The organism is Flavobacterium sp. RNTU_13 (assembly GCF_046614455.1).
Classification (GTDB): domain Bacteria; phylum Bacteroidota; class Bacteroidia; order Flavobacteriales; family Flavobacteriaceae; genus Flavobacterium.
This window is the reverse complement of record NZ_JBKJHB010000001.1, coordinates 704,848-729,606: the sequence shown is the minus strand read 5'-3', so window position 1 is coordinate 729,606 and position 24,759 is coordinate 704,848. Positions and strand designations below refer to the sequence as shown.

The 24,759-nt window shown below is 43.3% G+C and carries 22 protein-coding genes; 18 read left to right on the top strand and 4 right to left on the bottom strand.

All coding sequences use genetic code 11. The features are described 5' to 3' along the window. Nucleotides 1-3 precede the first annotated feature (3 nt). The 5 genes from dut to ACLI08_RS03240 all read left to right on the top strand — a co-directional run bounded on the left by dut (nucleotide 4) and on the right by ACLI08_RS03240 (nucleotide 4,962). Nucleotides 4-444, top strand: coding sequence for a dUTP diphosphatase (gene dut / locus ACLI08_RS03260; protein ID WP_411427023.1), 441 nt, complete (start codon nucleotides 4-6; stop codon nucleotides 442-444). Between the two features lie 90 nt (nucleotides 445-534). Then, nucleotides 535-1,545 (top strand): sugar phosphate nucleotidyltransferase, encoded by a 1,011-nt coding sequence (locus ACLI08_RS03255; protein ID WP_411427022.1) that lies wholly within the window; start codon nucleotides 535-537, stop codon nucleotides 1,543-1,545. Between the two features lie 7 nt (nucleotides 1,546-1,552). After that, nucleotides 1,553-2,854, top strand: a complete 1,302-nt coding sequence (locus ACLI08_RS03250; RefSeq protein ID WP_411427021.1) for a tetratricopeptide repeat protein — start codon at nucleotides 1,553-1,555, stop codon at nucleotides 2,852-2,854. A 12-nt stretch (nucleotides 2,855-2,866) separates the two neighbouring features. Further along, nucleotides 2,867-3,679: a DUF4292 domain-containing protein gene (locus tag ACLI08_RS03245; protein ID WP_411427020.1), complete on the top strand. Its 813-nt coding sequence runs from the start codon at nucleotides 2,867-2,869 to the stop codon at nucleotides 3,677-3,679. Between the two features lie 11 nt (nucleotides 3,680-3,690). Continuing rightward, nucleotides 3,691-4,962: a murein hydrolase activator EnvC family protein gene (locus ACLI08_RS03240; protein WP_411427019.1), complete on the top strand. Its 1,272-nt coding sequence runs from the start codon at nucleotides 3,691-3,693 to the stop codon at nucleotides 4,960-4,962. A 70-nt stretch (nucleotides 4,963-5,032) separates the two neighbouring features. Here the strand turns inward: ACLI08_RS03240 and ACLI08_RS03235 are convergent, their stop codons facing one another. Beyond that, nucleotides 5,033-6,379, bottom strand: coding sequence for a rhodanese-related sulfurtransferase (locus ACLI08_RS03235; RefSeq protein ID WP_411427018.1), 1,347 nt, complete (start codon nucleotides 6,377-6,379; stop codon nucleotides 5,033-5,035). Nucleotides 6,380-6,512: 133 nt separating this feature from the next. Further along, the gene (locus ACLI08_RS03230) at nucleotides 6,513-7,904 is read right to left on the bottom strand and encodes an RtcB family protein (RefSeq protein WP_411427017.1); all 1,392 of its coding nucleotides are present in this window, start codon (nucleotides 7,902-7,904) and stop codon (nucleotides 6,513-6,515) included. A 95-nt stretch (nucleotides 7,905-7,999) separates the two neighbouring features. On the opposite strand from ACLI08_RS03230, the gene ACLI08_RS03225 reads away from it, so the two are divergent. Both ACLI08_RS03225 and recA read left to right on the top strand, forming a co-directional pair. Continuing rightward, entirely contained in the window at nucleotides 8,000-8,998 is a 999-nt protein-coding gene (locus tag ACLI08_RS03225) for a helix-turn-helix transcriptional regulator (protein ID WP_411427016.1), read from the top strand. Nucleotides 8,999-9,093: 95 nt separating this feature from the next. Continuing rightward, the gene (gene recA / locus ACLI08_RS03220; RefSeq protein WP_411427015.1) at nucleotides 9,094-10,098 is read left to right on the top strand and encodes a recombinase RecA; all 1,005 of its coding nucleotides are present in this window, start codon (nucleotides 9,094-9,096) and stop codon (nucleotides 10,096-10,098) included. Nucleotides 10,099-10,182: 84 nt separating this feature from the next. On the opposite strand, the gene ACLI08_RS03215 is transcribed toward recA, so the two are convergent. Both ACLI08_RS03215 and ACLI08_RS03210 read right to left on the bottom strand, forming a co-directional pair. Next, nucleotides 10,183-10,938, bottom strand: a complete 756-nt coding sequence (locus ACLI08_RS03215; RefSeq protein ID WP_411427014.1) for an SDR family NAD(P)-dependent oxidoreductase — start codon at nucleotides 10,936-10,938, stop codon at nucleotides 10,183-10,185. 49 nt (nucleotides 10,939-10,987) lie between these two features. After that, nucleotides 10,988-11,857 carry an aldo/keto reductase family oxidoreductase gene (locus ACLI08_RS03210; RefSeq protein WP_411427013.1) on the bottom strand — a complete coding sequence of 290 codons (870 nt, stop codon included), beginning with the start codon at nucleotides 11,855-11,857 and terminating at the stop codon, nucleotides 10,988-10,990. 402 nt (nucleotides 11,858-12,259) lie between these two features. Between ACLI08_RS03210 and ACLI08_RS03205 the strand changes: the two genes are divergently transcribed. The 11 genes from ACLI08_RS03205 to ACLI08_RS03155 all read left to right on the top strand — a co-directional run bounded on the left by ACLI08_RS03205 (nucleotide 12,260) and on the right by ACLI08_RS03155 (nucleotide 24,725). After that, the gene (locus tag ACLI08_RS03205; protein WP_411427012.1) at nucleotides 12,260-13,264 is read left to right on the top strand and encodes an AAA family ATPase; all 1,005 of its coding nucleotides are present in this window, start codon (nucleotides 12,260-12,262) and stop codon (nucleotides 13,262-13,264) included. A gap of 134 nt (nucleotides 13,265-13,398) precedes the next feature. Next, nucleotides 13,399-14,265, top strand: coding sequence for a DUF58 domain-containing protein (locus tag ACLI08_RS03200; RefSeq protein WP_411427011.1), 867 nt, complete (start codon nucleotides 13,399-13,401; stop codon nucleotides 14,263-14,265). Nucleotides 14,266-14,277: 12 nt separating this feature from the next. Further along, nucleotides 14,278-15,921, top strand: a complete 1,644-nt coding sequence (locus tag ACLI08_RS03195; protein ID WP_411427010.1) for a hypothetical protein — start codon at nucleotides 14,278-14,280, stop codon at nucleotides 15,919-15,921. Nucleotide 15,922: 1 nt separating this feature from the next. Then, nucleotides 15,923-16,927: a vWA domain-containing protein gene (locus tag ACLI08_RS03190; protein ID WP_411427009.1), complete on the top strand. Its 1,005-nt coding sequence runs from the start codon at nucleotides 15,923-15,925 to the stop codon at nucleotides 16,925-16,927. 2 nt (nucleotides 16,928-16,929) lie between these two features. Beyond that, entirely contained in the window at nucleotides 16,930-17,964 is a 1,035-nt protein-coding gene (locus ACLI08_RS03185; RefSeq protein ID WP_411427008.1) for a vWA domain-containing protein, read from the top strand. After that, nucleotides 17,964-18,785 carry a tetratricopeptide repeat protein gene (locus ACLI08_RS03180; RefSeq protein WP_411427007.1) on the top strand — a complete coding sequence of 274 codons (822 nt, stop codon included), beginning with the start codon at nucleotides 17,964-17,966 and terminating at the stop codon, nucleotides 18,783-18,785. Before ACLI08_RS03185 ends, ACLI08_RS03180 begins: the two co-directional genes overlap by 1 nt. 77 nt (nucleotides 18,786-18,862) lie before the next feature. Further along, the gene (locus tag ACLI08_RS03175) at nucleotides 18,863-20,698 is read left to right on the top strand and encodes a BatD family protein (protein WP_411427006.1); all 1,836 of its coding nucleotides are present in this window, start codon (nucleotides 18,863-18,865) and stop codon (nucleotides 20,696-20,698) included. 235 nt (nucleotides 20,699-20,933) lie between these two features. After that, nucleotides 20,934-21,314, top strand: coding sequence for a GxxExxY protein (locus ACLI08_RS03170; protein ID WP_411427005.1), 381 nt, complete (start codon nucleotides 20,934-20,936; stop codon nucleotides 21,312-21,314). 1 nt (nucleotide 21,315) lies between these two features. Then, nucleotides 21,316-22,065 (top strand): tetratricopeptide repeat protein, encoded by a 750-nt coding sequence (locus tag ACLI08_RS03165; protein ID WP_411427004.1) that lies wholly within the window; start codon nucleotides 21,316-21,318, stop codon nucleotides 22,063-22,065. 103 nt (nucleotides 22,066-22,168) lie between these two features. Further along, nucleotides 22,169-22,822 carry a metal-dependent transcriptional regulator gene (locus tag ACLI08_RS03160; RefSeq protein WP_411427003.1) on the top strand — a complete coding sequence of 218 codons (654 nt, stop codon included), beginning with the start codon at nucleotides 22,169-22,171 and terminating at the stop codon, nucleotides 22,820-22,822. Nucleotides 22,823-22,832: 10 nt separating this feature from the next. Beyond that, nucleotides 22,833-24,725, top strand: coding sequence for an Nramp family divalent metal transporter (locus tag ACLI08_RS03155; RefSeq protein ID WP_411427002.1), 1,893 nt, complete (start codon nucleotides 22,833-22,835; stop codon nucleotides 24,723-24,725). The last annotated feature ends 34 nt before the right edge of the window (nucleotides 24,726-24,759 follow it).

Genomic DNA, 24,759 nt, shown 5'->3' with positions numbered 1-24,759 from the left:
TATATGTCTGTTATTATAAAAGTTATTAATAAGTCGGGCCATGCCCTGCCAAATTATGAAACCATAGCCAGCGCCGGTATGGACATGCGGGCTGTATTAGAGTCGCCCGTTGTATTAAACCCGTTAGAGCGCGCTATTATAAAAACAGGCCTTTTCATAGAGCTTCCTGTAGGTTATGAGGCACAGGTACGCCCACGTAGTGGCCTTGCGGCCAAATTCGGTATTACGGTACTAAACAGCCCCGGGACGATTGACGCAGATTACCGGGGCGAAGTAGGCGTAATTTTAGTAAATTTATCAAACCAGCCGTTTACGATAGAAAATGGCGAACGCATAGCGCAGCTCGTTATAGCAAAACATGAGCGCGCCGAATGGCAGGATGCTGCCGAACTTTCAGATACCAGCCGTGGTGCCGGAGGTTTTGGAAGTACCGGAACAAAATAATGTGCCCACAAACTAGTTTTTTAGCTAATCAATCTTTTCTAAAAAGTTAAGTAAGATTAAAAATATACACAATAGACGAACAAAAAGAGGATGAAGATTATTGTACCTATGGCGGGCCGCGGATCGCGCCTTCGCCCACATACACTTACTGTACCAAAGCCACTTATACCCATAGCAGGAAAGCCAATAGTACACCGTTTGGTAGAAGATATAGCGGCGGTGCTTAATCAGGAAATAGAAGAAATTGCCTTTATAATACACCGTGATTTTGGAGACAAAGTGCCATTAGAACTTATAGCTATAGCCGAAAAGCTTGGCGCAAAAGGTTCTATTTATTACCAGGATAAGCCACTGGGTACAGCCCACGCTATTATGAGTGCAAAGGAAAGTATGAGCGGCCCGGTTGTAGTGGCGTATGCCGATACGTTGTTTCGCGCTGATTTTACCCTTGATACCACAGCAGACAGCGTTATATGGGTACAGCGTGTAGACGACCCGAGTGCCTTTGGCGTTGTACAGCTAAACGACAATAACCAGATTGTTGATTTTGTGGAGAAACCGAAGGAGTTTGTAAGCGACCTCGCTATAATTGGTATTTACTATTTTAAGAGTGGCGAAACACTACGCAGCGAGTTACAATACCTTTTGGATAACGATGTAATGAAAGGCGGAGAGTACCAGCTTACCGATGCCTTAGAGAACATGAAGCAGAAAGGCATGAAATTTGTTCCGGGTAAGGTAGAGCACTGGATGGATTGCGGTAACAAAGACGTTACGGTAGAAACAAACAGCCGTATGCTTAACTTTTTACATCAGGATGGGGTAAACCTGGTTTCGCCAAGTGTAGTACTGGAAGACAGTACTATAATCCCTCCATGCTACATAGGGGAAGGGGTAGTGCTTAGAAACAGTACCATAGGCCCTAATGTGTCTATAGGGGATAATACCATGGTTGCCGACAGTAACATTAAAAACAGCCTGATTCAAACTAATACTAAAATAAAAGACGCTAACCTGGATAACGCCATGATAGGGAACCATGCGGTGTTTAACGGACATTTTACCGCCGTAAGCATAGGCGACTATAGTGTTTTAGAATAGTAGCATAATGAAGATAAAAAGCCTTTTTTGTGGTATAATGCTTGCAGGCTCCCTATTGGGGCCTGTAGGTGCTTTTGCCCAGCAGGAGCCTGAAGAAATAGCATTGGCAAACAACGATTTTGAAAATAATTTCTTTGAGGCCCTGAAGCAAAAAGGGATGGAAAATTATGATAAGGCTATAGTGGCACTGCAAAAATGCCTTGCTAAAGAGCCAAACAGCGCGGTAGCGTATCATGAGTTGGGCAAAAATTACCTGTGGTTAAAAAACTATGCCGAGGCCGAAAAAGCGTTTAAAAAGGCTACTGAAATAGATCCTAAGAACCGCTGGTATTGGCAGGGGCTGTATGATGTTTATTACGAACAGAAAGACTTTAACCGCGCCATACCTATAGTTGTAAAACTTACCGAATGGCGCAAGGAATACTATCAGGAAGATTTGGTTTCGTTATACATGTACACACAGCAGTATGACAAGGCACTTACCCTGATAAACGAAATGGAGCAAACGGTAGGGATGAGTGAAAAGCGTGAGCGCTATAAACTGGAAATCCTGGCGGGAAGGGGAGAGGCTAAACCAAAGCGCGAAGCGCTGGAGGAGGCTATAAAAAAGAATCCTAAAAATGAGGATAACTACATAGACCTGATTTACCTGTATAGCGAAAGTAATCAGGAGGCTAAGGCCGAAGAAGTGGCACGCAGGCTGGAAAAAGCTGTGCCTACAAGCGACTGGGCGCAGGTGAGCCTGTTTAAATTTAACCTGAATAATAATGACCCTGCACAGGCTACACAAAATATGATGCAGGTTATAGGCAGCCGTAAAATAGATGCTAAGATAAAGCACCGCGTATTAAACGAGTTTTTAATCTATGCGAGCAATAACACCGCCTATTTACCGGCTCTTGAAAAAGCGGTAGATGCATTTGGCGGTGACCGTACGGTGAATGTACCGAAAGAAATTGGTAAATTTTTCTTTAATAAGAAGAACTTCTCAGAAGCTATTCGTTATTTTGAAAAAGCATTGGTAAATAAAGATGACGATACCGAAGCGGTAGACCTGCTTTTGTTTACCTACGCAGAGAGTGCACAGTACGATAAAATGTATAAGCTGGCTACAAAGTATCTTGATTTATACCCTACTCAGCCGCAGCTTTACTATTATGCCGGCTTTGCAGCAAATAAACTGCAACAGTACGGTAAGGCAAAAGAATGGCTGGAGTCTGGCATGGATTTTATTGTAGATGATGCGGCACTTTCGGCCAAATTTAAACAACAGCTGGACCTTGCAAAGAAAGCATTGGGCAAAGGCTAAAATGAATTGCTTATGAAAAAGGAAATGAAAAAAGGCTTTATATCGGTTTTAAGCATGGCACTATTGCTGGTATCTTGTAAACCAAAACAGGCCGTGGTAGCACAAACCGATGTTACAACCCCTGCAGAAACCGTTACGGTAGATGCAGATAAACCGGCGCGCGAAATAGCCACTGCACATTATGCTAATCCGCATAATTTCAGTACCCTGCTTATTAAGGCAGATGCGCGATACGAGGATAAAAACCAAACGCAGAATGTTTCGGCAGATATCCGTATGAAAAAAGATGAAACCATACTGGTAAGTGTGCGTTACCTTGGTTTTACTGTAGCAAAGGCATTAATCACGCCCAGTGAAGTGAGTTATTACGAAAAACTAAACGGCACGTTTTTTAAGGGAGATTATAAATTGCTTAGCCGCTGGCTGGGAACCGACCTTGATTTTAAAAAAGTACAAAATCTGTTGTTGGGCGAAGCGATATACGACCTTAACAAAGGTAAATACGCCGCCACTGCAGATAACGGACAGTATAAGCTAACCGGTAAAGACGGCAATCTGCTAAAACAGTTTTTGTTTGAAGGGTCTAAATACCTTTTAATACAGCAGCAGGTAGACCAAAACGGTCTTGACCCGCGTAGCCTTACCATACAATACCCTGCTTATAACCAGTACCCGCAAGCTAGTTTGCCAGCATCTGTAGGTATTTTGGCAGAACAGGCCGATAAAGTAAAAATTGATATAAAGTATAATTCTGTTACCTTTGACGAAAAATTGACGTTTCCGTTTGAAATTCCGGAAAATTCAAAAGAAATAACCATCGAATAAGCACCGTGGGTATGAAACAACTTTTGCTAACACTTTTTCTTATCGGTTCGTGCGTTGCCGCACTTGCCCAGGGCGGTGAGCAGCAGCGCAAGCTGGAGGCACGTAAAGCCGAACTCCAAAAGGAGATTAAAGCGCTTAACAGCCTTATTAAAGACGAAAGCTCTAAAGAAAAATCAGTGCTTGGCAAACTTACCGAGAACGAAGCCCGTATTAATCTTAGCGAAAAGCTGATACGCAATACCCAAAAACAAACCAGGCTGCTTACCGATGATATTTACCTGAACCAGATAGCCATTAATAAACTAAACCGCGAACTTAAAGTACTTAAAGAAGATTATGCTAAAATGCTTTTAAAGGCGTATAAGAGCAGATCTCAGCAAAGCCGTATAATGTTTGTGCTTTCTTCTAAAAACTTCCTGGAAGCCTATAAAAGGGTGCAGTACATGAAGCAGTACGCCGGGTTTACTAAAGTGCAGGGAGATGAAATCCGCAGTAAGATGGATGAGGTAGAAAACCGGCTGGAGCAACTGGGTGTACAGAAGCAGAAAAAAGAAAAACTACTTGTAGAGAGCGTAAAAGAAAAATCCCAGCTTGAGAAAGATAAAGAGCAGCAAGAACAACTGGTGCAGTCCATACGCAAAGACAAAAAGAAATATGCGGCAGAAATCAGGGCTAAAGAAAAAGAAAGCCGTAACATAGACCGCAAAATAGATCGTATTATTCGCGCTGCCATAGCCGAGGCTAACCGCAAAACAGCCAAAAAAACTGCAACAGAGTCTAAAGAAACCACCGCCGCTGCTGAAAAGGCAACCAAGAGTACCCGGGCCTCTGAAACCAATAAAATTGTGTTGACTAAAGAGGGTAAAATAGTATCAGATAACTTTACGGCAAATAAGGGAAGGCTGCCATGGCCGGTAGAAAAAGGCTTTATTTCGTCTGGTTTTGGCAGACACCAGCACCCCTACATAGATAACGTGGAGGTTTACAACCATGGTATAGATATTACAACGGAATCAGGTGCGCCGGTGCGGGCTGTATTTGGTGGAGAAGTAAGTAATGTTGAGAATATGAGGAACAGTCAAAAGATGGTAATTATACGTCATGGTAACTATCTTACGGTTTATGTAAATATTGAGAATGTAACGGTTAGTCCCGGTGACAAAGTTTCGATAAACCAGCGTATAGGTGTTGTAGGGGATGACCCCGAAGGCCGGCCAGTACTTAAGTTCCGAGTGATGCAAAATACAAAAGACCTTAACCCTACACAGTGGATAGCCAAGTAAAAGAAAATATATAAGCCATAAAAAAAAGCTCCCGTTAGGAGCTTTTTTTTATGGTAGTAATGAATGTATATTATTGTAGTACCCTGTATAGTTTGTCAGACAAACGCACACGGAACGGCAGGTTAAACGTCACCTTGTCGCCTGCGGTGGCTGTAGCGCCCTCATTTCCGTTTACACGCATATTCTCTACGGTGAGTTGCTGTTCGCCTGTTGTAGGGCCTGAAATGATGATTTTATCACCCGCTTTCAGTTCACCCTGCTCTATGGTAAACTGTCCTACGCCGGCTTTAGGGTAGTAATGCTCACCTTTACCAATAAGCGTTTTGCGAATACGTGCGCGTACCGGTTTAGGTGCAGTGGCTATGGCCACATCGGGCAGTTCGCCACTCTTTTTAAAGCTAAGCTTGTCTGACTTCCCTTTTTTGAAAATCATGTTACCTTTATTAACACCACGGCGCAGTGCCTTTTGTTCCTCTACCGGCAGCTGGATTACCTCAAGGCATTCGGTAGAACAAGTGTTTTGCATAGATGCCTTACAATCATCGCACTGAATAAACAGCAGGTGACAGGCTTCGTTAGCACAATTAGTGTGGTTGTCGCACGGCTTACCGCACTGGTGACATTGCGAAATAATATCCTCTGTAATGCGTTCGCCAAGGCGGCCGTCAAATACAAAGTTTTTACCAATAAACTTGCTTTCAAGGTTTTCTGCCTTCACCTGGCGGGTGTATTCTATAATACCCCCCTCAAGCTGGTACACGTTTTTAAACCCTTTGTGCCTAAAGAACGCCGAAGCCTTTTCGCAGCGTATACCTCCGGTGCAGTACATAAGCAGGTTTTTGTCTTCTTTATAATCCTGTAGTTGCTCCTCAATAATGGGCAGCGACTCGCGGAAGGTTTCCACATCGGGCGTAATCGCGCCTTTAAAATGACCCACTTCGCTTTCGTAGTGGTTACGGAAGTCTACCACAATGGTGTTAGGGTCTTCCAGCATCTGGTTAAAGTCCTTGGCGCCAAGGTGCACGCCTTTGTTGGTAACGTCAAACGTAGCGTCGTCAAGCCCGTCGGCAACAATTTTGTTACGCACCTTAATGGTCAGTTTCAGGAACGAAAGGTCGTCCTGCTCCACAGCCACATTAAGGCGGATGTCTTTAAGAAAAGGAATGGTGTCCAGGTGGTCTTTAAACGCGTAGAAGTTATCTGCCGGAAGCGAAAGCTGGGCGTTAATACCTTCGGTAGCCACGTAAATACGGCCCAAAACATCGAGTTTGTTCCAGGTTACAAAAAGGCTGTCGCGAAAAGCTTTAGGATCTTCAATGTGTGCGTACGCGTAGAAAGACAGCGTAAGGCGCTGCTTGCCGCTTTCTTCTATAAGTGCGGCCCTTTCCTCGGCGCTTAAAGTGTTATACAGTTGCATGCTATCACAGTTTAAGTTGAGAAAATAAAAAATACTGCGGCTCCTATTGGCGGAACCGCAGCAAAGGTAATAATTTTCCTGAAAAGTCAGGAAGTTTGTTGGTTGGTGTGTTAAGTAGTTATTTGTAAATCATTTAGCTTTTGGCTCTGAACTTCTTTTTCTTGTTTTTCCAAGGCGCGTTTTTCTGCACATCACCTGCCATAATGCAGCCGTAGGGCATCACCTCGTCCAGCACTTCGCAAAGATTGTATTCCTCAATTTGTGCCCTAACGTTTTTAGCATTTTTGTAGGCACTTGGCAATTCAGAAATGTCAATTTCATTGCTAAAAAACCTGATGTCTAAACCTTGTGTTTCTTCGCTGAAAATTTCCTCAGTGGTTTTATGTGCCAACGATTTTTTATGAAACGTTCTGCTGAAGTTTCTACCTGCTCCGTGAGGGGCAAAACCTAAATTTCTGTCGTTTGTTGTTCCCTGAACAATTAATACAGGCTCTGCCATATTCAGGGGAATTAACCTCGGTCCTGTAATATCCGGCAAAAATTTATCGTCCAGTGGCGTTGCCCCTTTTGCATGGTAAAACAAATCACCATCCCTGAATACAAAGTTATGTTCGTTCCAATATCTGTCTTGTTTCTCAACATCAAGGCTTTTCAAGATTGCGTTATGAATGGATTCGTGGTTTTCCTTGGTCCAGTTCCTGATTAACTGCAATGCTTCCCAGTATTGTTTACCTTCTTCGGTTTCAAACGGAATCCACGCATTTTCCTTAAGTGTATCAGGAGAAAGCTCCATCCTGAAACGGTTAGCGGTTTTCATTCCTTTATCGTATAGCATAGCTCCTGGTGCTCTGGAGCCGTGGTGTGTTACAAGCATAGTGTTTCCGGTATTTTTAGAGATACCCACAAACAAAAAGTGGTTTCCATCGCCTTGGGTTCCCATATGAGATCGTGCTATGCTTATTAGTTTTTCATCGTTAAGGAATTGGTTTTCCCTAAAAGCATCCATCAATTCCTGCGACATTGGCATTTGTTCTCCCCGTGGCCTTCCGCCGTAACCGAAATGCGTAGCCGCATGTGCTGCATCTAAAACGGTTTTGGGTTCAACTTTTCCAAAATCGGTAAGCATTACAGAGCAGCAAATATCTGCACTGTGAAATCCCGGGTGAATGGCGTTTTTTGCTACTACCACCCCACCCACAGGTATATGGCCTTCGGGCCCGGTAGGGCAGGCATCGGGCATTATGGCACCTTTAACTAGCGTAGGAGTTTTCATAAGCACGTTCATGGTGCTTATTACTTTTTCTACGTTGTCGGCTTCGCTTTCGTGCTCTGCCCGTATGTTAATTACAAATTCTTGCGGCTCTGTATTTAGTGGTAATGAATCGGGCGATTTAAACTGCTCCAAATAAGCCTGCATTTCTTCTTCATTTAAATTGTTCTGGTGGATGTGCTCCAGTGCTTCGGCAAACCATTTTCCCGGTCTGTAACCTAAAGCAATCAGTTCATTTCCGCTAACTGTTTTCATGGTCTTTATTATTTTTCTGATGCAAAGGAATATACTAACTGCGCAATGTATCTGCGCAGTTGAAATAATTTTAGTAGTTTTATAAAAAAAAAGAAATGTCGTCGAACAAAAATGCGCTGATACGCTACAAAACGCTTGATAAGTGCCTTAGTAACCGGTTTAAAAAGTATACCTTGGACGATCTTATCCACGAATGTTCGGAAGCGTTGTTTGAGTTTGAAGGAAAGGAAGCCTATGTGAGCAAACGCACGGTACAGGCCGATTTGCAAAATATGCGCAGTGAAAAGTTTGGCTATGAAGCGCCGATTGAGGTTTACGAGAAAAAGTATTACCGTTACAGCGACCCTGAATATAGCATCCATAACATATCTGTTAATGAGAACGATTTAAAGGCAATGAACAATGCCATACAGATTCTGAAGCAGTTTAAAGATTTTTCGATGTTTGCAGAAATGAATGGTGTGCTGCAAAAGCTGGAAAACTCCATTCACGCCGTACAGGAGAAATCAATAATTCATCTCGATAAGAACAATCAATTGAAAGGGCTGGAACATATTGACGTTTTATACCAGAGCATTTTAAATAAAAAGGTGTTAAACATTACGTACAAGAGTTTCTCGGCGTTAGATTTTAACCAGTTTATAGTACATCCGCAGTTTTTAAAGGAGTATAACAACCGTTGGTTTCTGTTTTGTACCAAGCAGGGTAAAATTGTTAACCTGGCTCTGGATCGTATGGAACAAATTAATGTCGTTGAAAATGAGCCTTATGAAGATAAGAATATAGACCCTGACAACTTTTTCAGGGAAGTAATAGGCGTTACGGTTTCGGAGCGGCAAAGAGGGCGAAATATAATCTTCTTTGTAGACAAACTTAATGCACCTTACGTAAAAACCAAGCCTTTTCATCATTCGCAGGTGGTGGTGGAAGAAAAAGACGGAGGAACCGTGTTTAAAATTTGTGTGCAGTTTAATTACGAACTGGAACGATTACTGCTTGGGTTTGGCGATTCGTTAAGAGTAATTCAGCCGGTACATTTAAGGCGGAGAATGATTCAAAAGTTTAATAGGGCGTTAAGGCAATATGGTAAATAAAAATAAATAAGAAAATAATTTTGTAACTAAGAAAATATTCTTAATATTGCAGAAGGAAAAAACAACTAATTTTACTCAAAATATATCAAAGCAAAATGAGTGGAGAAAGAGAAGCAAAACTAAAAGCATTACAGCTTACGCTGGATAAATTAGATAAAGCCTACGGTAAAGGTACCGTAATGAAACTGGGCGACCAGGCGGTAGAGGAAGTAGAAGCCATACCATCGGGTTCGCTTGGGGTAGACCTTGCACTGGGTGTAAACGGTTACCCACGCGGCAGGATCATAGAAATTTACGGTCCGGAATCATCGGGTAAAACCACCCTTACATTACACGCCATTGCAGAGGCGCAAAAAGCAGGGGGTATTGCAGCGTTTATAGATGCAGAACACGCGTTTGACCGTCATTATGCGGTAAAACTGGGTGTAGATGTAGAAAACCTTATCATATCGCAGCCGGATAACGGTGAGCAGGCATTGGAAATTGCCGAAAACCTTATCCGTTCTGGAGCCATAGATATTGTGGTTATCGACTCGGTTGCGGCACTTACACCTAAAAGCGAGATTGAAGGTGAAATGGGCGACTCTAAAATGGGTCTGCACGCACGCCTTATGAGCCAGGCACTTCGTAAGCTAACGGCTACCATTAATAAAACCAACTGTACGGTGTTCTTCATTAACCAGCTTCGTGAGAAGATTGGGGTAATGTTTGGTAACCCGGAAACTACAACCGGAGGTAACGCGCTTAAGTTTTATGCTTCGGTAAGGTTAGATATCCGTAAGTCGTCGCAAATTAAAGATGGCGACAACGTGATTGGTAACCGCACTAAGGTAAAAGTGGTTAAAAACAAGGTAGCACCGCCGTTTAAAACAGCTGAATTCGACATTATGTATGGCGAAGGCGTAAGTAAAACCGGCGAAATCCTGGATCTTGCGGTGGAGTTTGAAATCGTTAAGAAATCAGGTTCATGGTTTAGCTACGGCGATACCAAGCTGGGCCAGGGTAGGGATGCTGTTAAAGCATTGCTTAAAGATAACCCGGAACTTGCCGAGGAGCTTGAACTGCGCATTAAAGAAGCGATTAAAGAATCGTCGATATAATTTAGGCCAACCAACTTTTATATACAAAACGACCTGTTAGCAATAACAGGTCGTTTTGGTTTTATATGTACTGCAGTCAGTACATTATATTTTTTTGTTTACAATAGTAGCACTCGCCTGGGCGGTAGGTAATACCAGTAAATCGGCTATGTTTACATGATAAGGGCGCGATATTACAAAGTGTATAATATCGGCTATGTCTTCGGCGTGTAGCGGCTCCAGGCCTTTGTAAACATTTTCTGCACGCTCGCGGTCGCCTTTAAAACGTACTTCGCTAAACTCAGTATCTACCATTCCGGGGTTTATGGCACCTACGCGTATGCCATATTGATTAAGGTCCATGCGCATACCCTGGTTTATGGCGTCTACCGCGTGTTTTGTAGCGCAGTAAATATTACCGTTTTGGTATACTTCTTTTCCGGCTATAGAGCCTATGTTTATTATGTGCCCGCTTTTGCGCGCTACCATACCGGGTATGATTTCTTTACTTACGTACAGCAGTCCCTTTACGTTAATGTCTATCATCGCATCCCAGTCGTCTACATCGCCATTTTCTATGGGGTCCAGCCCGTGGGCATTACCCGCGTTGTTAATTAAAACATCAATATTTAAAAAATCGGCAGGTAGTGATTTTATGGCCTTTGCCACCGCTTTTTTATTCCTTACGTCAAAGTTCAGGGTTTGCACATCGGTAAGTTCGGCAAACTCATCCTGAAGTTCAGCAAGGCGGTCTTCCCTGCGTCCGCATATCACAAGGCGGTACCCGTTTTGTGCCAGTAAACGTGCTGTCGCACGGCCTATTCCGCTGGTAGCTCCGGTTATTAGTACTGTTTTTTTCATATCGTGTGTTGTAATGTTCTGTGTTTTGGGTGTAAAGGAGGTGTTTTGCTTAAGGTACTTTATGGCCGGTACTTTCTGTCCATATTGCAAACCAGTCCATAAGTTCCAGCTTTACGGTTGTAGCCTTCATTTGATTTTTCAGCCGCTCTGCGCTGGTAGAGCCAGATACCGGTATAATACCCGCAGGGTGCTGCATAATCCACGCGAAAAGAATTACATCTTCGGTTACGCCATATTTTTCAGCAAATCCCGAAAGCAGCTTTCTTAAGCGTTGTGTTTGGGCGGTGTTTTCTTTAAATACGCTCCCCACAGGGCTCCATGCAAGGGGTTTTATGTTGTTAACCATCATGTAATCAAGAGATCCGTTTAGCATGGGTTGTAGCGCTGTAGCAGAAAATTCTATCTGGTTGCAAAAAACCTCAGTGCGTGTGCGTATAAGATCGGTTTGGCTATTCGTAAAGTTGCTAAGGCCAAAGGCTTTAATCTTACCCTCCTGTTTCAGCTTTGTTACTGCTTCGGCAATTTCGTCAGGGTGCATTAAGGGGCTTGGGCGGTGCAGCAGCAACACATCCAGATAATCGGTCTGTAGAAATTTAAGCGAATTTTCTGCGCTCCAGATTATATACTCTTTACTATAATCGTAATGTTTTACAGCATTGTTACGGTTCCCCAGCGTATGCTGTATGCCACATTTACTTATAAGCTGTATATCTTCACGTTTTAGACCGCTTTGCGCAAAACCCTTACCAAAATCAGCCTCGGTGGTATAGCCTCCGTAAATATCAGCATGGTCAAAGGTTGTTATGCCATTGCTTACACAGTGGTTTATAAGTTCGGCGGTTTGTGTGGGGTTAAATTTTGCGTGCCAGTCGCCCCAGTTCATAACGCCTGCTATTACAGGCGAAAGCTTAATTTCCATATATTACGCGTTGTGCAGAATTTTACAAGGCAAAATTACTTAAAATTCGGTTGTATTTTTTGTAAAAATTCACTGTAAAATTACCTTATGGTTCATGGGTTTTTATTGTTAATTTAAGTTTGTTAGTAAAAAATTCTCCATGAACCATAATGCCATATTTAACACGTATATACTTTATCTGTATTAGTTACGTTCATAATTGGGCTGTAGCTTCATTGTCAGTTTCTGAAGCATTTGTATGCTGTGTTAATTATAAGTTTTTCAGTAGTTTAGTTCAACTATAAAACCCGTTAACAACATATTAACAGCATAAGAAGCATAATCTCAATAAATTCGGCAATGAATTTGCGGTGTTAAAAAAGCATTTGTTAATTTACACTCCTTAAACAACGAACATAAATTATGGAAGGAAATTCTGCAGCTCTGGACATCAGGGCGATTAATGAAAAAATAGAAAGGGAAAGCGCCTTTGTAGATCTTCTTATGATGGAGATGAACAAGGTTATAGTAGGGCAAAAGTACATGATAGAGCGCCTTTTAATAGGCTTGCTTGGCCAGGGCCATATACTGCTTGAGGGTGTTCCGGGACTTGCTAAAACCTTGGCTATTAATACACTTAGCCAGGCGGTGCAGGGTAGTTTTAGCCGTATACAGTTTACGCCTGATTTGCTTCCTGCCGATGTGGTGGGTACCCTTATATACAACATTAAGCAAAATGAATTCTCTATAAAAAAGGGTCCTATATTTGCCAACTTTGTACTGGCAGACGAGATTAACCGTGCCCCGGCCAAAGTACAGTCGGCACTACTGGAAGCCATGCAGGAAAAGCAGGTAACCATTGGCGAAGAAACCTTTAGGCTGGAAAAACCGTTCCTTGTTATGGCTACCATGAACCCGGTAGAGCAGGAAGGTACCTATCCGCTGCCCGAGGCGCAGGTAGACCGTTTTATGTTAAAGGCAGTAATAGACTACCCTAAGCTGGAAGACGAGCGCCTTGTTATCCGCCAAAACCTTAAAGGTTCTTACGAAAAAGTAAGCCCTGTGGTTACGGTAGACCAAATCCTGCGTGCGCAGCAAGCCGTTAGGGAGGTGTACATGGATGAGAAGATAGAAAAATATATCCTTGATATTATATTCGCTACCCGTTATCCGGAGCAATATAAATTAGGGAACCTTAAGCCTCTAATCAGTTTTGGTTCGTCGCCAAGGGGTAGTATCAACCTGGCAAATGCGGCTAAATGTTATGCGTTTATTAAACGCCGTGGGTATGTAATCCCTGAAGATGTTCGCGCTGTGGTGCACGATGTGCTACGCCACCGTATAGGAGTTACTTACGAAGCAGAAGCAGAGAACATTACCTCTATGGACATCATCAACAAAATCGTTAACGAGATAGAGGTTCCGTAGGCCGAAGGCCGTTTCAGGTTTAAAGTTTAAAGTTTGCTTCGCCAGTTCGCTAACGTCTCGTGTCAGGTTGTTGACCGGAGCGGTGCGCCTGAGTGGTAACTTGAAACCTGAAACCTTAAACTTTAAACTGTAAAATGGATACAAAAGATATATTAAAAAAGGTCCGCAAGATTGAGATAAAGACCAGGCGGCTCAGTAACCACATTTTTTCGGGGGAGTACCACTCGTCGTTTAAAGGCAGGGGTATGACGTTTGCCGAGGTACGCCAGTACCAGTTTGGCGATGATGTGCGTAATATAGACTGGAATGTAACTGCTCGATACAACGAGCCGTATATAAAGGTTTTTGAGGAAGAGCGTGAGCTTACCATGATGCTCATGGCCGATGTTAGCGGCAGCGAAAGCTTTGGTACACAAAACGCTTTTAAGCGGGATATCGTAACAGAGATTGCAGCCACTATGGCGTTTTCGGCTACGCAAAACAACGATAAAATAGGCCTGATCCTGTTCTCAGACCAGATTGAGCTTTACATTCCGCCAAAAAAAGGAAAAAGCCACGTGCTGCGCATCATCAGGGAACTGATAGAGTTTCAGCCAAAGAGCAGGAAGACCGATGTGGGACAGGCGCTTAAGTTTCTTTCGGGCGTGCTTAAAAAGCGGGCCATCGTATTTCTTATATCTGATTTTATGGCAGATGGCTATGAGCATACGCTTAAACTAGCTTCTAAAAAACATGATATTACCGGCGTACGTGTTTACGATGCCCGTGAAGAAAAAATGCCAGACCTGGGGCTGGTACAAATGACCGATGCCGAAACCGGTGAAACGCTGCTGGTTAATACCGGAAGCAAAAAGGTGCGGCTGGAATATGAGAAATACTATCAGGCAAAGCTGAAATATTTTCAGGAAACCTTTAACCGATGCGGGGCCGGTGTGGTAAGTACCCGTACAGATGAATCGTATGTAACCAAGTTGCTGGGCTACTTTAAAGCCCGGGCATAAGCAGGTGAAAGCATGAAAGTAACAATGTTTAAGAATATATGCGCCATGCTGGCCTTGTTAACCGGGTTTGTGCTCTTTGCGCAAAATCCGCTTGCTACCAGCATAGACTCTGCCAAAATAAAAGTGGGGGCGCAGGCAAATTTTACCATTAAGGCTACGGTAAAGAGCAAGGATAAGGTAAACTTTCCGGAAGGAAAGTTATTCGGCCAGCTCGAGGTACTGGAGTCGTACCCGATAGATACGGTAAAGAAAGGCAGCACGTATGAGCTGATAAAAAAATACGGCCTTACCCAGTTTGATAGTGGCCGGTATGTAATACCGCGCCTTCCGGTGGTTATTAACAATAAAACCCTTCAGTCTGATTCGCTTTCCCTGGAGGTAAGTAATGTTAAGGTAGACACCCTTAAACAAAAAATGTTCGATATTAAGCCGGTAGCTTCACAACCATCAAGTAATGGCTGGGTGTGGTGGCTGTTGGGGGCACTGGTTTTATCAGGTGTACTGGCGTATGGCATTTGGTGGTATGTAACCAAGCGCAAAAAGCAGCCCGCTAAGAAAAAAGCCGATGAACGTGTAGTGTCGCCTATAGAAAAGGCTACAGAACTGCTTCAAAACCTGGAGCGTAAAGAGCTTATAAAACAGGGTGCAGTAAAAGAATATTACAGCGAACTGGCCGATATAGCCCGTATGTATATAGAAGAGGCCATACACATACCGGCTATGGAAAGCACTACCACAGAGCTTATAGAGGCCATGCATAATGCTACCCAAAAGCGCAAAATGCTCCTGAAACAGGAAACTTTTGAGCAGCTGGAGCAAGTGCTGCGTACGGCAGACATGGTAAAATTTGCCAAGTCTAAGCCGCTGGAATTTGAAATCGCACAAGACCGCAGCCGCATAGAAACTACCATTGTAGTTATAGACCGCAGCATACCGGTAAATCAGCCGGAAGAAGATACTACCCAGGCGTGGCTTGAGGCAAAACGTAAGCTGGAGGAAGCAAAACGTAAACGAAGAAAGCGCAACCTGATTATTGCCGCCGCGTCTGTAGCAGTGTTTTTACTGGCGTTTTACTTTTCGTTTACTGCCGTAAGGACCATGCTTTATGGTGAAACTACAAAGGAGATGCTCGAAGGGCAGTGGGTAAAAAGCGAATATGGTGTGCCGGGTATAACTATAGAAACGCCCCATGTACTTGAGCGTTTAGACGCGGCCGCTATAATGCCTAAAGACAGCTACGCGCTGTTTAAAGACATGGCCATGTTTGGCGATGGTAAGCCGTTTGGAAACCTGTACATAGCCGTGGCCACGCTTAACCTTAAAGAGCCTAAAGAATTAGACCTGGGTACTGCCATAGACGGCATAATTAAAAACTGGGAAGCTACCGGTGCTAAAGACATACTGGTTAAAGATGAAGAATACCGTACCCCTGACGGTGTTAACGGTAAGCGTGCCTATGGTACCATGGGTTATCCTGATCCTATAACCAAGCAAAGCATACCGGTACATTATGATGTATATGCTTTTGGGCAGGAGCAGGGCCTTCAGCAGGTAATACTGCTGTATAAGGAAGGCGATGAATATGCCCCTAAAATCATAGAGCGCGTAAAGAATTCGATAGAAATGAAGAACCTGAATCCGCAACAGCAACATTAATATGAACGAAGTAACATTTTTAAACCCCGGTTTCTTCTGGTTGTTTGCGGCATTTCCGTTTGCCATAGGCTGGTACATCTGGAAACGTAAGCAGCAAACGGCTTCGCTTACCATAAGTTCTGTAAACGGTTTTAAAGCATCGCCATCATGGCTTGCAAAGCTAAAGCCTGTATTGTTTGCGCTTAGGCTAATGGCGCTGTCGTTTATGATTGTAGCCATGGCACGTCCGCGCACGGTAGATGTAAACAGTAAAACCCGTACCAGTATGGGTATAGACATAGTTATGGCGGTAGACGTTTCGGGTAGTATGCTGGCTAAAGACTTTAAGCCAAACCGCCTTGAGGGCCTTAAACGTGTGGCCGAAGATTTTGTAGACAATCGCCCTAACGATCGTATAGGGCTGGTGGTGTATGCCGGCCAAAGCTATACTAAAATCCCTGTAACGAGCGACAAGGAACTTGTTAAGGAGGCTATCAGGTCTATACAGTACGACGACCAGGTTATGGAAGACGGTACCGGTATAGGTGTGGGGCTTGCTACTGCCATAAACAGGCTAAAAGACAGCAAGGCAAAGAGCCGCATCATTATATTGCTTACAGATGGTGTAAACAATTCAGGTTTTATAGATCCGCGCATGGCGTCAGATATGGCTAAAGAGTACGGCATTAAGGTATATACCATAGGTATTGGTACAAACGGGCAGGCCATGATGCCGTATGCTAAAGATGAGAGTGGTAAACTACTGTATCAAATGGCTCCTGTGCAGATAGATGAAGGGCTTATGAAAGAGATTGCTAAGAAAACAGACGGAACCTATTTCAGGGCTACCAGCAACAGCAAGCTTAAATCCATTTACGACCAGATAAATAAGCTGGAGAAAACCGAAATTGAAGAACAGAAGTTTTATAACTACGACGAAAAGTTCCGCCCGTGGGTGTGGGCTGCCTTTGGATTGCTTTTAGCCGAGGCATTTGCGCGTAAAACACTTTACCGAAGCTTTATTTAATTATGTACGAGTTAGAAGAACCAAAATATTTATACCTGCTGGCAGTGATTCCGCTGCTGGTGCTGCTGTTTTTGTTTAACCTTTGGTGGAAACGCAGAAAACAGCGCGAGTTTGGTAACCTGCAGCTGGTAAAAAAACTAAGTGCCGAAAGTTCAGTATTTAAACCTGCGCTAAAGCTTGCCTTTGTGGCGCTTGCCATAGCGGGTATAGTATTGGCATTAGTTAACCCAAAAATAGGCACCCGCACCGAAAAGGTAAAACGCGAGGGGGTAGACATAGTATTTGCCATAGACGTAAGTAAGAGTATGCTTGCCGAAGATGTGGCACCCAGTAGGCTGGAGAAATCAAAGCAAATTGTATCGCAAATAATTAATAGCCTGGGTACAGACCGCATAGGGATTATTGGTTATGCCGGTAGCGCTTACCCGGTGCTGCCCATTACTACAGACTACAGTGTAGCAAAAATGTTCCTGCAAAGCATGAATACCGATATGGTTTCGAGCCAGGGTACAGCCATTGCCGATGCCATACATTTAGCTTCTACGTATTATGATGATCCGCAGACGAGTAAGTTACTCATACTGGTTTCAGATGGTGAAGACCATGGCGAAGACAGTGAAGCCGCTGCTGAAGAAGCTGAGAAAAAGGGCATAAAAATACTTACCGTGGGTGTAGGTACCGAAAAAGGTGGACCCATACCGCTAAAAAACAACGGCCGTATAGAAGGTTATAAGAAAGATAATGCCGGCGAAACGGTAATTACAAAACTTTATCCTGATGCGCTTAAAACCATAGCCGAACGTACCAAAGGCGGTTACGTATACGGAGGTACAACTCGCGAGGTTACCGATTATGTAAAAAAAGCATTGGAAAACATAGAGAAAAAAGAGTTTGAATCAAAAGAAGTAGCCCTGTACGAGTCGCAGTTCCAGTGGTTCCTTGGCGCAGCATTACTGCTGTTGTTCCTGGATATATTTTTACTGGACCGCAAAACATCGTGGATTACAAAACTTAACCTGTTTAACGAAAAAGAATAATGAAAAGAGTACTTACAGTATGCCTGCTGCTTTGTGCCGTTGTGGCTTTTTCGCAGGATAAGCAACCAGAAAAGGAAATTAAAGATAAAAATCTGCCAAAAGGTAACGACGAGTACCAGGCAAAAAACTACCCGGAAGCTGAGGCACAATACCGTATTTCGGGCAGTAACAACCCTACACAGTCTATTCCGTCCTATAACTTGGGTAATGCCATATACAGGGAGAAAAAACCTGCTGAGGCTGCATTTGCCTATAGCAGGGCCATAGAAAATGCTAAAACCAAGCAGGAGAAATATCAGGCGTTTCACAATATGGGCAATGCCCTTATGGAATTAAAACAATATGATAAAGCTGTAGAGGCTTATAAAAATGCGTTGAGAAATAATCCTTCAGACGAAAAAACAAGATACAATTATGCCCTTGCCAAGGAGATGCTGAAAAACAATCCTCCGCCACCGCCTAAGAAAAATGATAATAAAGACAACAAGGATAAAAATCAAAAAGATAAAGGCGGTAAGGATAAGGACAAAAACCAGGATCCTAATAAAGGCGATAATAAAGATAAGGACAAGGATAAAGACAAAGGCAAGGATAAAGAAGACAACAACAATAATAAAGGCGATAACAAGGATAAAAACAATGGCGATGGCAAAGACAAACAGGACAAAGGACAGCCTGAGCCTACTAAAGCCAGCCCTAACCGCGACCAGATGCAGCGACTTCTTGACGCTATGAACAATGAAGAAAAGAAAGTTCAGGATAAGGTAAAGAACGGCAAAAAAGTAAGGGGCCAGCAGGTACAGCCTGAAAAAGACTGGTAATAGATTACCTGATTATGCTTTAAGTGCAGTAAATGCAATATTTTTGACGTGGATTTTCCATTTTTTGTAAACGAACAATGAAGAAGTATTTAGTCATATTATTCCTTTTTGCCCTACACGCCCTACAGGCGCAGGTAGAGTTTAAGGCTACACCCAGCCGTACCAAAATCGGGATAAACGAAAAGCTGCGTGTAGAGTTTAGCATGAATAAAGATGGGGATAACTTTAGCCCTCCGTCATTTCAGGGATTTAATGTTTCGGGCCCGGGACAAAGCATAAGCAATTCATGGATTAACGGTAAAACCTCTTTTAGTAAAGCGTATACGTATGTGCTTGTTCCTAAAGCAAAAGGTACATTTACCGTAGGCCAGGCTACTATAGAAATAGATGGTACGGTGTATAAAACCGTACCCTTTAAAATAACCGTAGGCGATGCCGTGGCAAACCCTAACCCGCAGCCACAACCGCAACGCTATGACCCATTTGACCCATTTGATCCTTTCGGGCAACGCAGGCAGCAACAGGAGCAGGCCGAACAGGCCGCACGTGCAGCTAATCCTAACGATGGTATACACCTGGTGGCAGAAGTGCAGAATACAAATCCGTACGTAAACCAGCCGGTTAATGTGGTTTATAAACTTTACGTAAGTCCTAACAGCAGCGTATTACAGTTCGCCGAAAAAACAAGTCCTAAATACAACGACTTCTGGAGCCAGATAGAGGTGGTAGATGGTCAACATATGAAAGTGGAACAGGGTACTTACAACGGTAAACCTTATAGGTATGTTGTGGTACGCAAGGCGGTATTGTACCCTCAAAAAGCGGGCAAGTTAAAGTTGGAACCGCTTATAGATGAACTGATTGTAGAAGTGCCAAGCGGTAAGACCGACTTCTTCGGACGTCCGTTTATGACGCAAACCAAAACCAGTACCTCTACAGGGACTAACTACATTAATGTAAGGCCATTGCCGGAAAATGGTAAGCCGGCCGACTTTAGCGGGGCAGTGGGTAACTTTGATTTTAAAGTTACTCCGGATAAAACGACCAGCAAAAATGGCGAATCTATTCAGCTTACAGTTAGTGTAAGTGGTAAGGGTAACCTTAAACTGTTTAACCTGCCAAAGCCGGAAGTTCCGGCTGCGCTTGAAACGTATGATCCTGAACATAAGGAAAATGTGCAAACACCACTTACGGGTATGGTAGGCAGCATAGCCGATGTGTATACCATAGTGCCCGGCAGTAAGGGGAAATATCCTATAAAGCCATTAACCTTCTCCTGGTTTGATCCTGCCACAGGCAAATACCATACGAAAACCAGCGAGGAAATAATGATTGATGTGCTTAACGTTCCGGAAAGTGTAGCCGAAGCACACAAAGCGCAGTCGGCCAAGCACGAGGTAAAACCTACCGAAACGTTCCGCTATATAGCTACCGAAACTACGCTGCGTTCGCGGGAAGCCGATGATTTTTATGGCTCTACGTTATTCTATGTGCTGTTAGTTGCGCCGTTTGCGTTTATTCCGGTTATTGTATTGGCACGCAAGAAAAAAGAAGCGTATGACAGCGATGTAGTGGGTAGTAAAATACGTACTAACAATAAGCTGGCTAAAAAGTACCTTACTGCTGCTAAAAAGCAACTGGGCAGCAAAGAGCCGTTTTACCTGGCATTGGAAAAAGCACTGCATAATTTCCTTAAAGCGAAACTGCGTATAGAAACCAGCGAACTTAGCCGGGATAATATCCGTGAGTTACTGCTGTCACGCAACGCAAGCCCGGAAACGGTAGAGGCATTTAGCCGTATCATGGACAGTTGTGAGTTTGCACGATACGCACCGTCGTCTGATACGGCCATGCAGCAGGATTACGATAGCGCGGTGAGTGTAATCACAAGTTTAGAGAAACAGGTGTCTTAGAGTGTATTAGGAATGTTTTTTTACCACTAAGTTCACAAAGTTTTTCACCGAGTTCACAGGTATAAAGTAAGAATACAATTGTAGTATATGTCACAAAGATTTGGGCTTAGCCCAAATTTAGAAGTTCACAAAGCTTTGTGTCCTTTGTCAAATGACGAAGTCAGCTTTTCGTGTGCTTAAATCATGGCTTTGTGAAAAACTTTGTGTACTTAGTGGTAAAATGTAGATAAAGCAAATGACAGAAAATGAAATAGCAAAGATAGTTCTCGATTGTGCGCTAAAAGTTCATAAGAGACTTGGCCCGGGACTTCTTGAGAGTGCCTATACAGAATGTCTTTGTTATGAGATTTACCAGGCAGGCCTATTTGTTGAAAAAGAAAAGCCGATGTCTTTAGAAGATGGAGAAATACAACTGAACGTAGGATATAGAACTGATATAGTTGTCGAAAATAAATTTATCATAGAAGTTAAGGTTGTGGACAATCTTAAGGATATACATTTGGCTCAGCTTTTAACATATTTAAAGTTATCAGGCTGTAAGTTAGGATTCTTAATCAACTTTAATGTGGTGTTACTTAAAGATGGTGTTCGAAGGGTTATTAACGGAAAATTGTAATATGAAAAACATAATTTACATAGCAATACTTTTAATCACAGGGCTTGCCTTTGGGCAGAGCTTTGAGCAGGGCAATGCACTGTACAAAAAAGGCGATTACAAAGGTGCTGCGGAGCAGTATGAAGGCATCCTGAAACAAGGTAAGCAATCTGCCGAGGTGTATTTTAACCTGGGTAACGCCTATTACAAATTAAACCAGGTAGCTCCTTCGGTATATAATTATGAAAAAGCATTATTGCTGGATCCCGGCAATAAAGATGTTACAGTAAATCTCGGCTTTGCAAAAAAAATGGCCATAGACGATATAAAAGCTACGCCGAGGGTAGGTTTTTCCAAGCTAATTTATAACGCTACAGGCCAATATCATTACAATACCTGGGCGTGGATAGCGGTGTCATTTTCGGTAGTATTCCTGCTGCTGTTTGTAGGGTATTATTTCTCGGGAGTGGCGTTGGTAAAACGAATTTTCTTTGTGGGGATGTTTGTCGCGGCAGGGTTACTTGCACTGAGTGTAGTTGCTGCCATTTATGTAAAAACCCAGAAAAACAGCGAAAACTACGCCATAGTGTTCCCTGAGGTAATAACGGTAAAATCAGAACCAAGGGAGGCGGCTCAGGATGCATTTATCCTGCACGCGGGTACTAAAGTAAACGTTATGCAAGTCGAGGATGGCTGGAAAAAAATCCAGTTGCCCGACGATAATGTGGGTTGGATAAAACAAAACGATATAAAAGAGATAAAGCAGCAATAACAGCTGCTTTATTTTTGCAGCATCGTTAATTTTTAGTTTAAACTAAAAATGATTTTATGAGCTGCTTTATTTTTTGGTATATTTGTTATTATTGTTTTTGTAAATGACACATTCTGAAGAGAATTACCTAAAGGTTATATACCACTTATCACAGCAGAGCGGCAAAGGAGTTAGCACTAATGCCATAGCAGGCGTTATGGAGAGCAAGCCATCTTCTGTAACAGACATGATACAGAAACTTGCCGATAAAGGCCTGGCTAATTACGTAAAGTACCAGGGAGTGCAACTTACTGAAGCGGGTACTTTTGCAGCCCTGATGATTGTACGCAAGCACCGCCTGTGGGAACTTTTCCTGGTGGAGAAACTTGATTTTAGCTGGGATGAGGTGCATGATGTTGCCGAACAACTGGAACACATAAAATCAGATAAGCTTATTAATAAGCTCGATGAGTTTTTGGGTTTTCCTACCGAAGATCCTCACGGGGATCCTATACCCGACGTTCAGGGAAACATTGCATCGGTAGAAAAAAAGCTGCTTTCTGAAATCAATGTGGGTAAAAAGGTACTTTGCGTAGGCGTAAAAGACAGTAGTGCACCCTTTTTACAATACTTAGATAAACAGCAAATAGCTCTGGGGGCGGTTATAGAAGTATTGGGCAGGGAAGATTTTGACTTTTCTGTAAATATTAAAATTAAAGACCGCGAACTTACCGTGTCTAACAAAATAGCAGGCAACCTGTTTGTAAAACCCGTATAACATTTAGCGTATGCCAAATAAAAATACACACTCGCTGGAAGAAGTGCATGAGTCAGTAAACGCAGGGCAAAATGTTACCGGATGGAAAAAAGTACTGGCTTTCTTCGGGCCTGCCTATATGATAAGCGTAGGTTATATGGATCCCGGAAACTGGGCTACAGATATAGCCGGCGGAAGCCAGTTTGGCTACACCCTTATATGGGTGCTGCTTATGAGTAACATTATGGCACTGTTGCTACAAAGCCTTAGTGCACGGTTAGGTATTGTTACCCGAAGGGATCTTGCTCAGGCATCGCGGGAAACGTATCCTAAAGCCGTAAACTTCTTTTTGTACCTGCTGGCCGAGGTGGCTATAGCTGCCTGCGACCTTGCAGAAGTACTGGGTATGGCCATAGGGCTAAACCTGTTGTTTAAGCTGCCTATGCTGTGGGGCGTAAGCATTACCATGCTCGATACGTTTTTACTACTGTTCCTTATGAATAAGGGCATTAAAAAAATGGAAGCATTTATCATTGGGCTAATAAGTATTATAGGGCTTTCATTTTTGGCGGAAATGTTTTTTGCAAAACCTGATGCCGGCGAAATTGTAAAAGGCCTGGTACCTTCATTGCCTAACACAGCAGCTTTATACATAGCCATAGGTATAATAGGCGCAACGGTAATGCCACACAATTTGTACTTGCATTCCTCATTGGTGCAAACCCGTAAATTCGACCGGTCGTTTAAAGGCATAAAGCAAGCCATACGTTATAACCTGATTGACTCGGTTATTGCCCTTAACCTTGCCTTTTTTGTAAATGCAGCCATCCTGATACTTGCGGCGGCTACATTCTTTACCAATGGCCTGCATGAAATAGCCGATATACAAGATGCGCACAAGCTGCTGGAACCCATGCTGGGAAGCAGCGCCGCCGTATTGTTTGCACTGGCGCTTATTGCCGCAGGGCAAAGCAGTACGGTTACCGGTACCCTTGCGGGTCAGATAGTTATGGAGGGTTATCTTAGCCTGCGTATACAGCCATGGGTAAGGCGTATTATTACCCGTATTGTTGCCATAGCACCGGCCTTTATAGCCATTGTATACTTTGGCGATTCGGCTACGGGCGATTTACTCGTACTGAGCCAGGTGGTGCTAAGCCTGCAGCTGGGCTTCGCGATTATCCCACTCATTCATTTTGTGAGCGACAAAAGCCGTATGAATGAGTTTGCCATAGGCCCGGTAACCAAAGCGGCATCGTGGATAATAGCGCTGGTTATTGTAGGGCTTAATGTAAAGCTTGTTTTTGATGAAATAAAGGGCTGGCTGGTCACATCTGCCCATCCGGAGTATATATGGATGTTTGTGGTACCAATAGCGCTTGCAGCGGCTGTTTTATTGCTTTATATTACCATAGAGCCTTTGGTTAGGAAGGGTAGGGCTGTCCCTGGCATAGTGCCACACCTTACACCGGCTGCCATACGTACCTTGCCCGATATACAAATGTACCGCAACATAGCGGTAGCGCTGGATTTTAGCCGCACTGATGAAAAGACACTCTCAAGCGCGCTGCAGCTGGGCGGCAGGGAAGCAAAATATACTCTAATACACATTGTAGAAACCGTGGGTGCCATGCTGCACGGCGACCAGGCTCAGGACTATGAGACCAATACCGATATGGAATACCTGCAGCGCTACAGTAAAAGCCTCACCGAAGCGGGTTACCATGTAGAAACCCAACTCAGCTTTGGCAGCCCAAAAAAACAGATACCCCAGGTTATCAATACAGATGGTACCTTTGATATATTGATTTTGGGAGCCCACGGCCACAACCTCTTTAAAGACCTCTTGTTTGGTACTACAGTAGATGCAGTACGGCACAAAGTAAAAATCCCGGTATTGATTATAAAAGACAGTACAAAATAGAAGAGACAGCGCTTAGCGCTGCCTCTTCTATTTA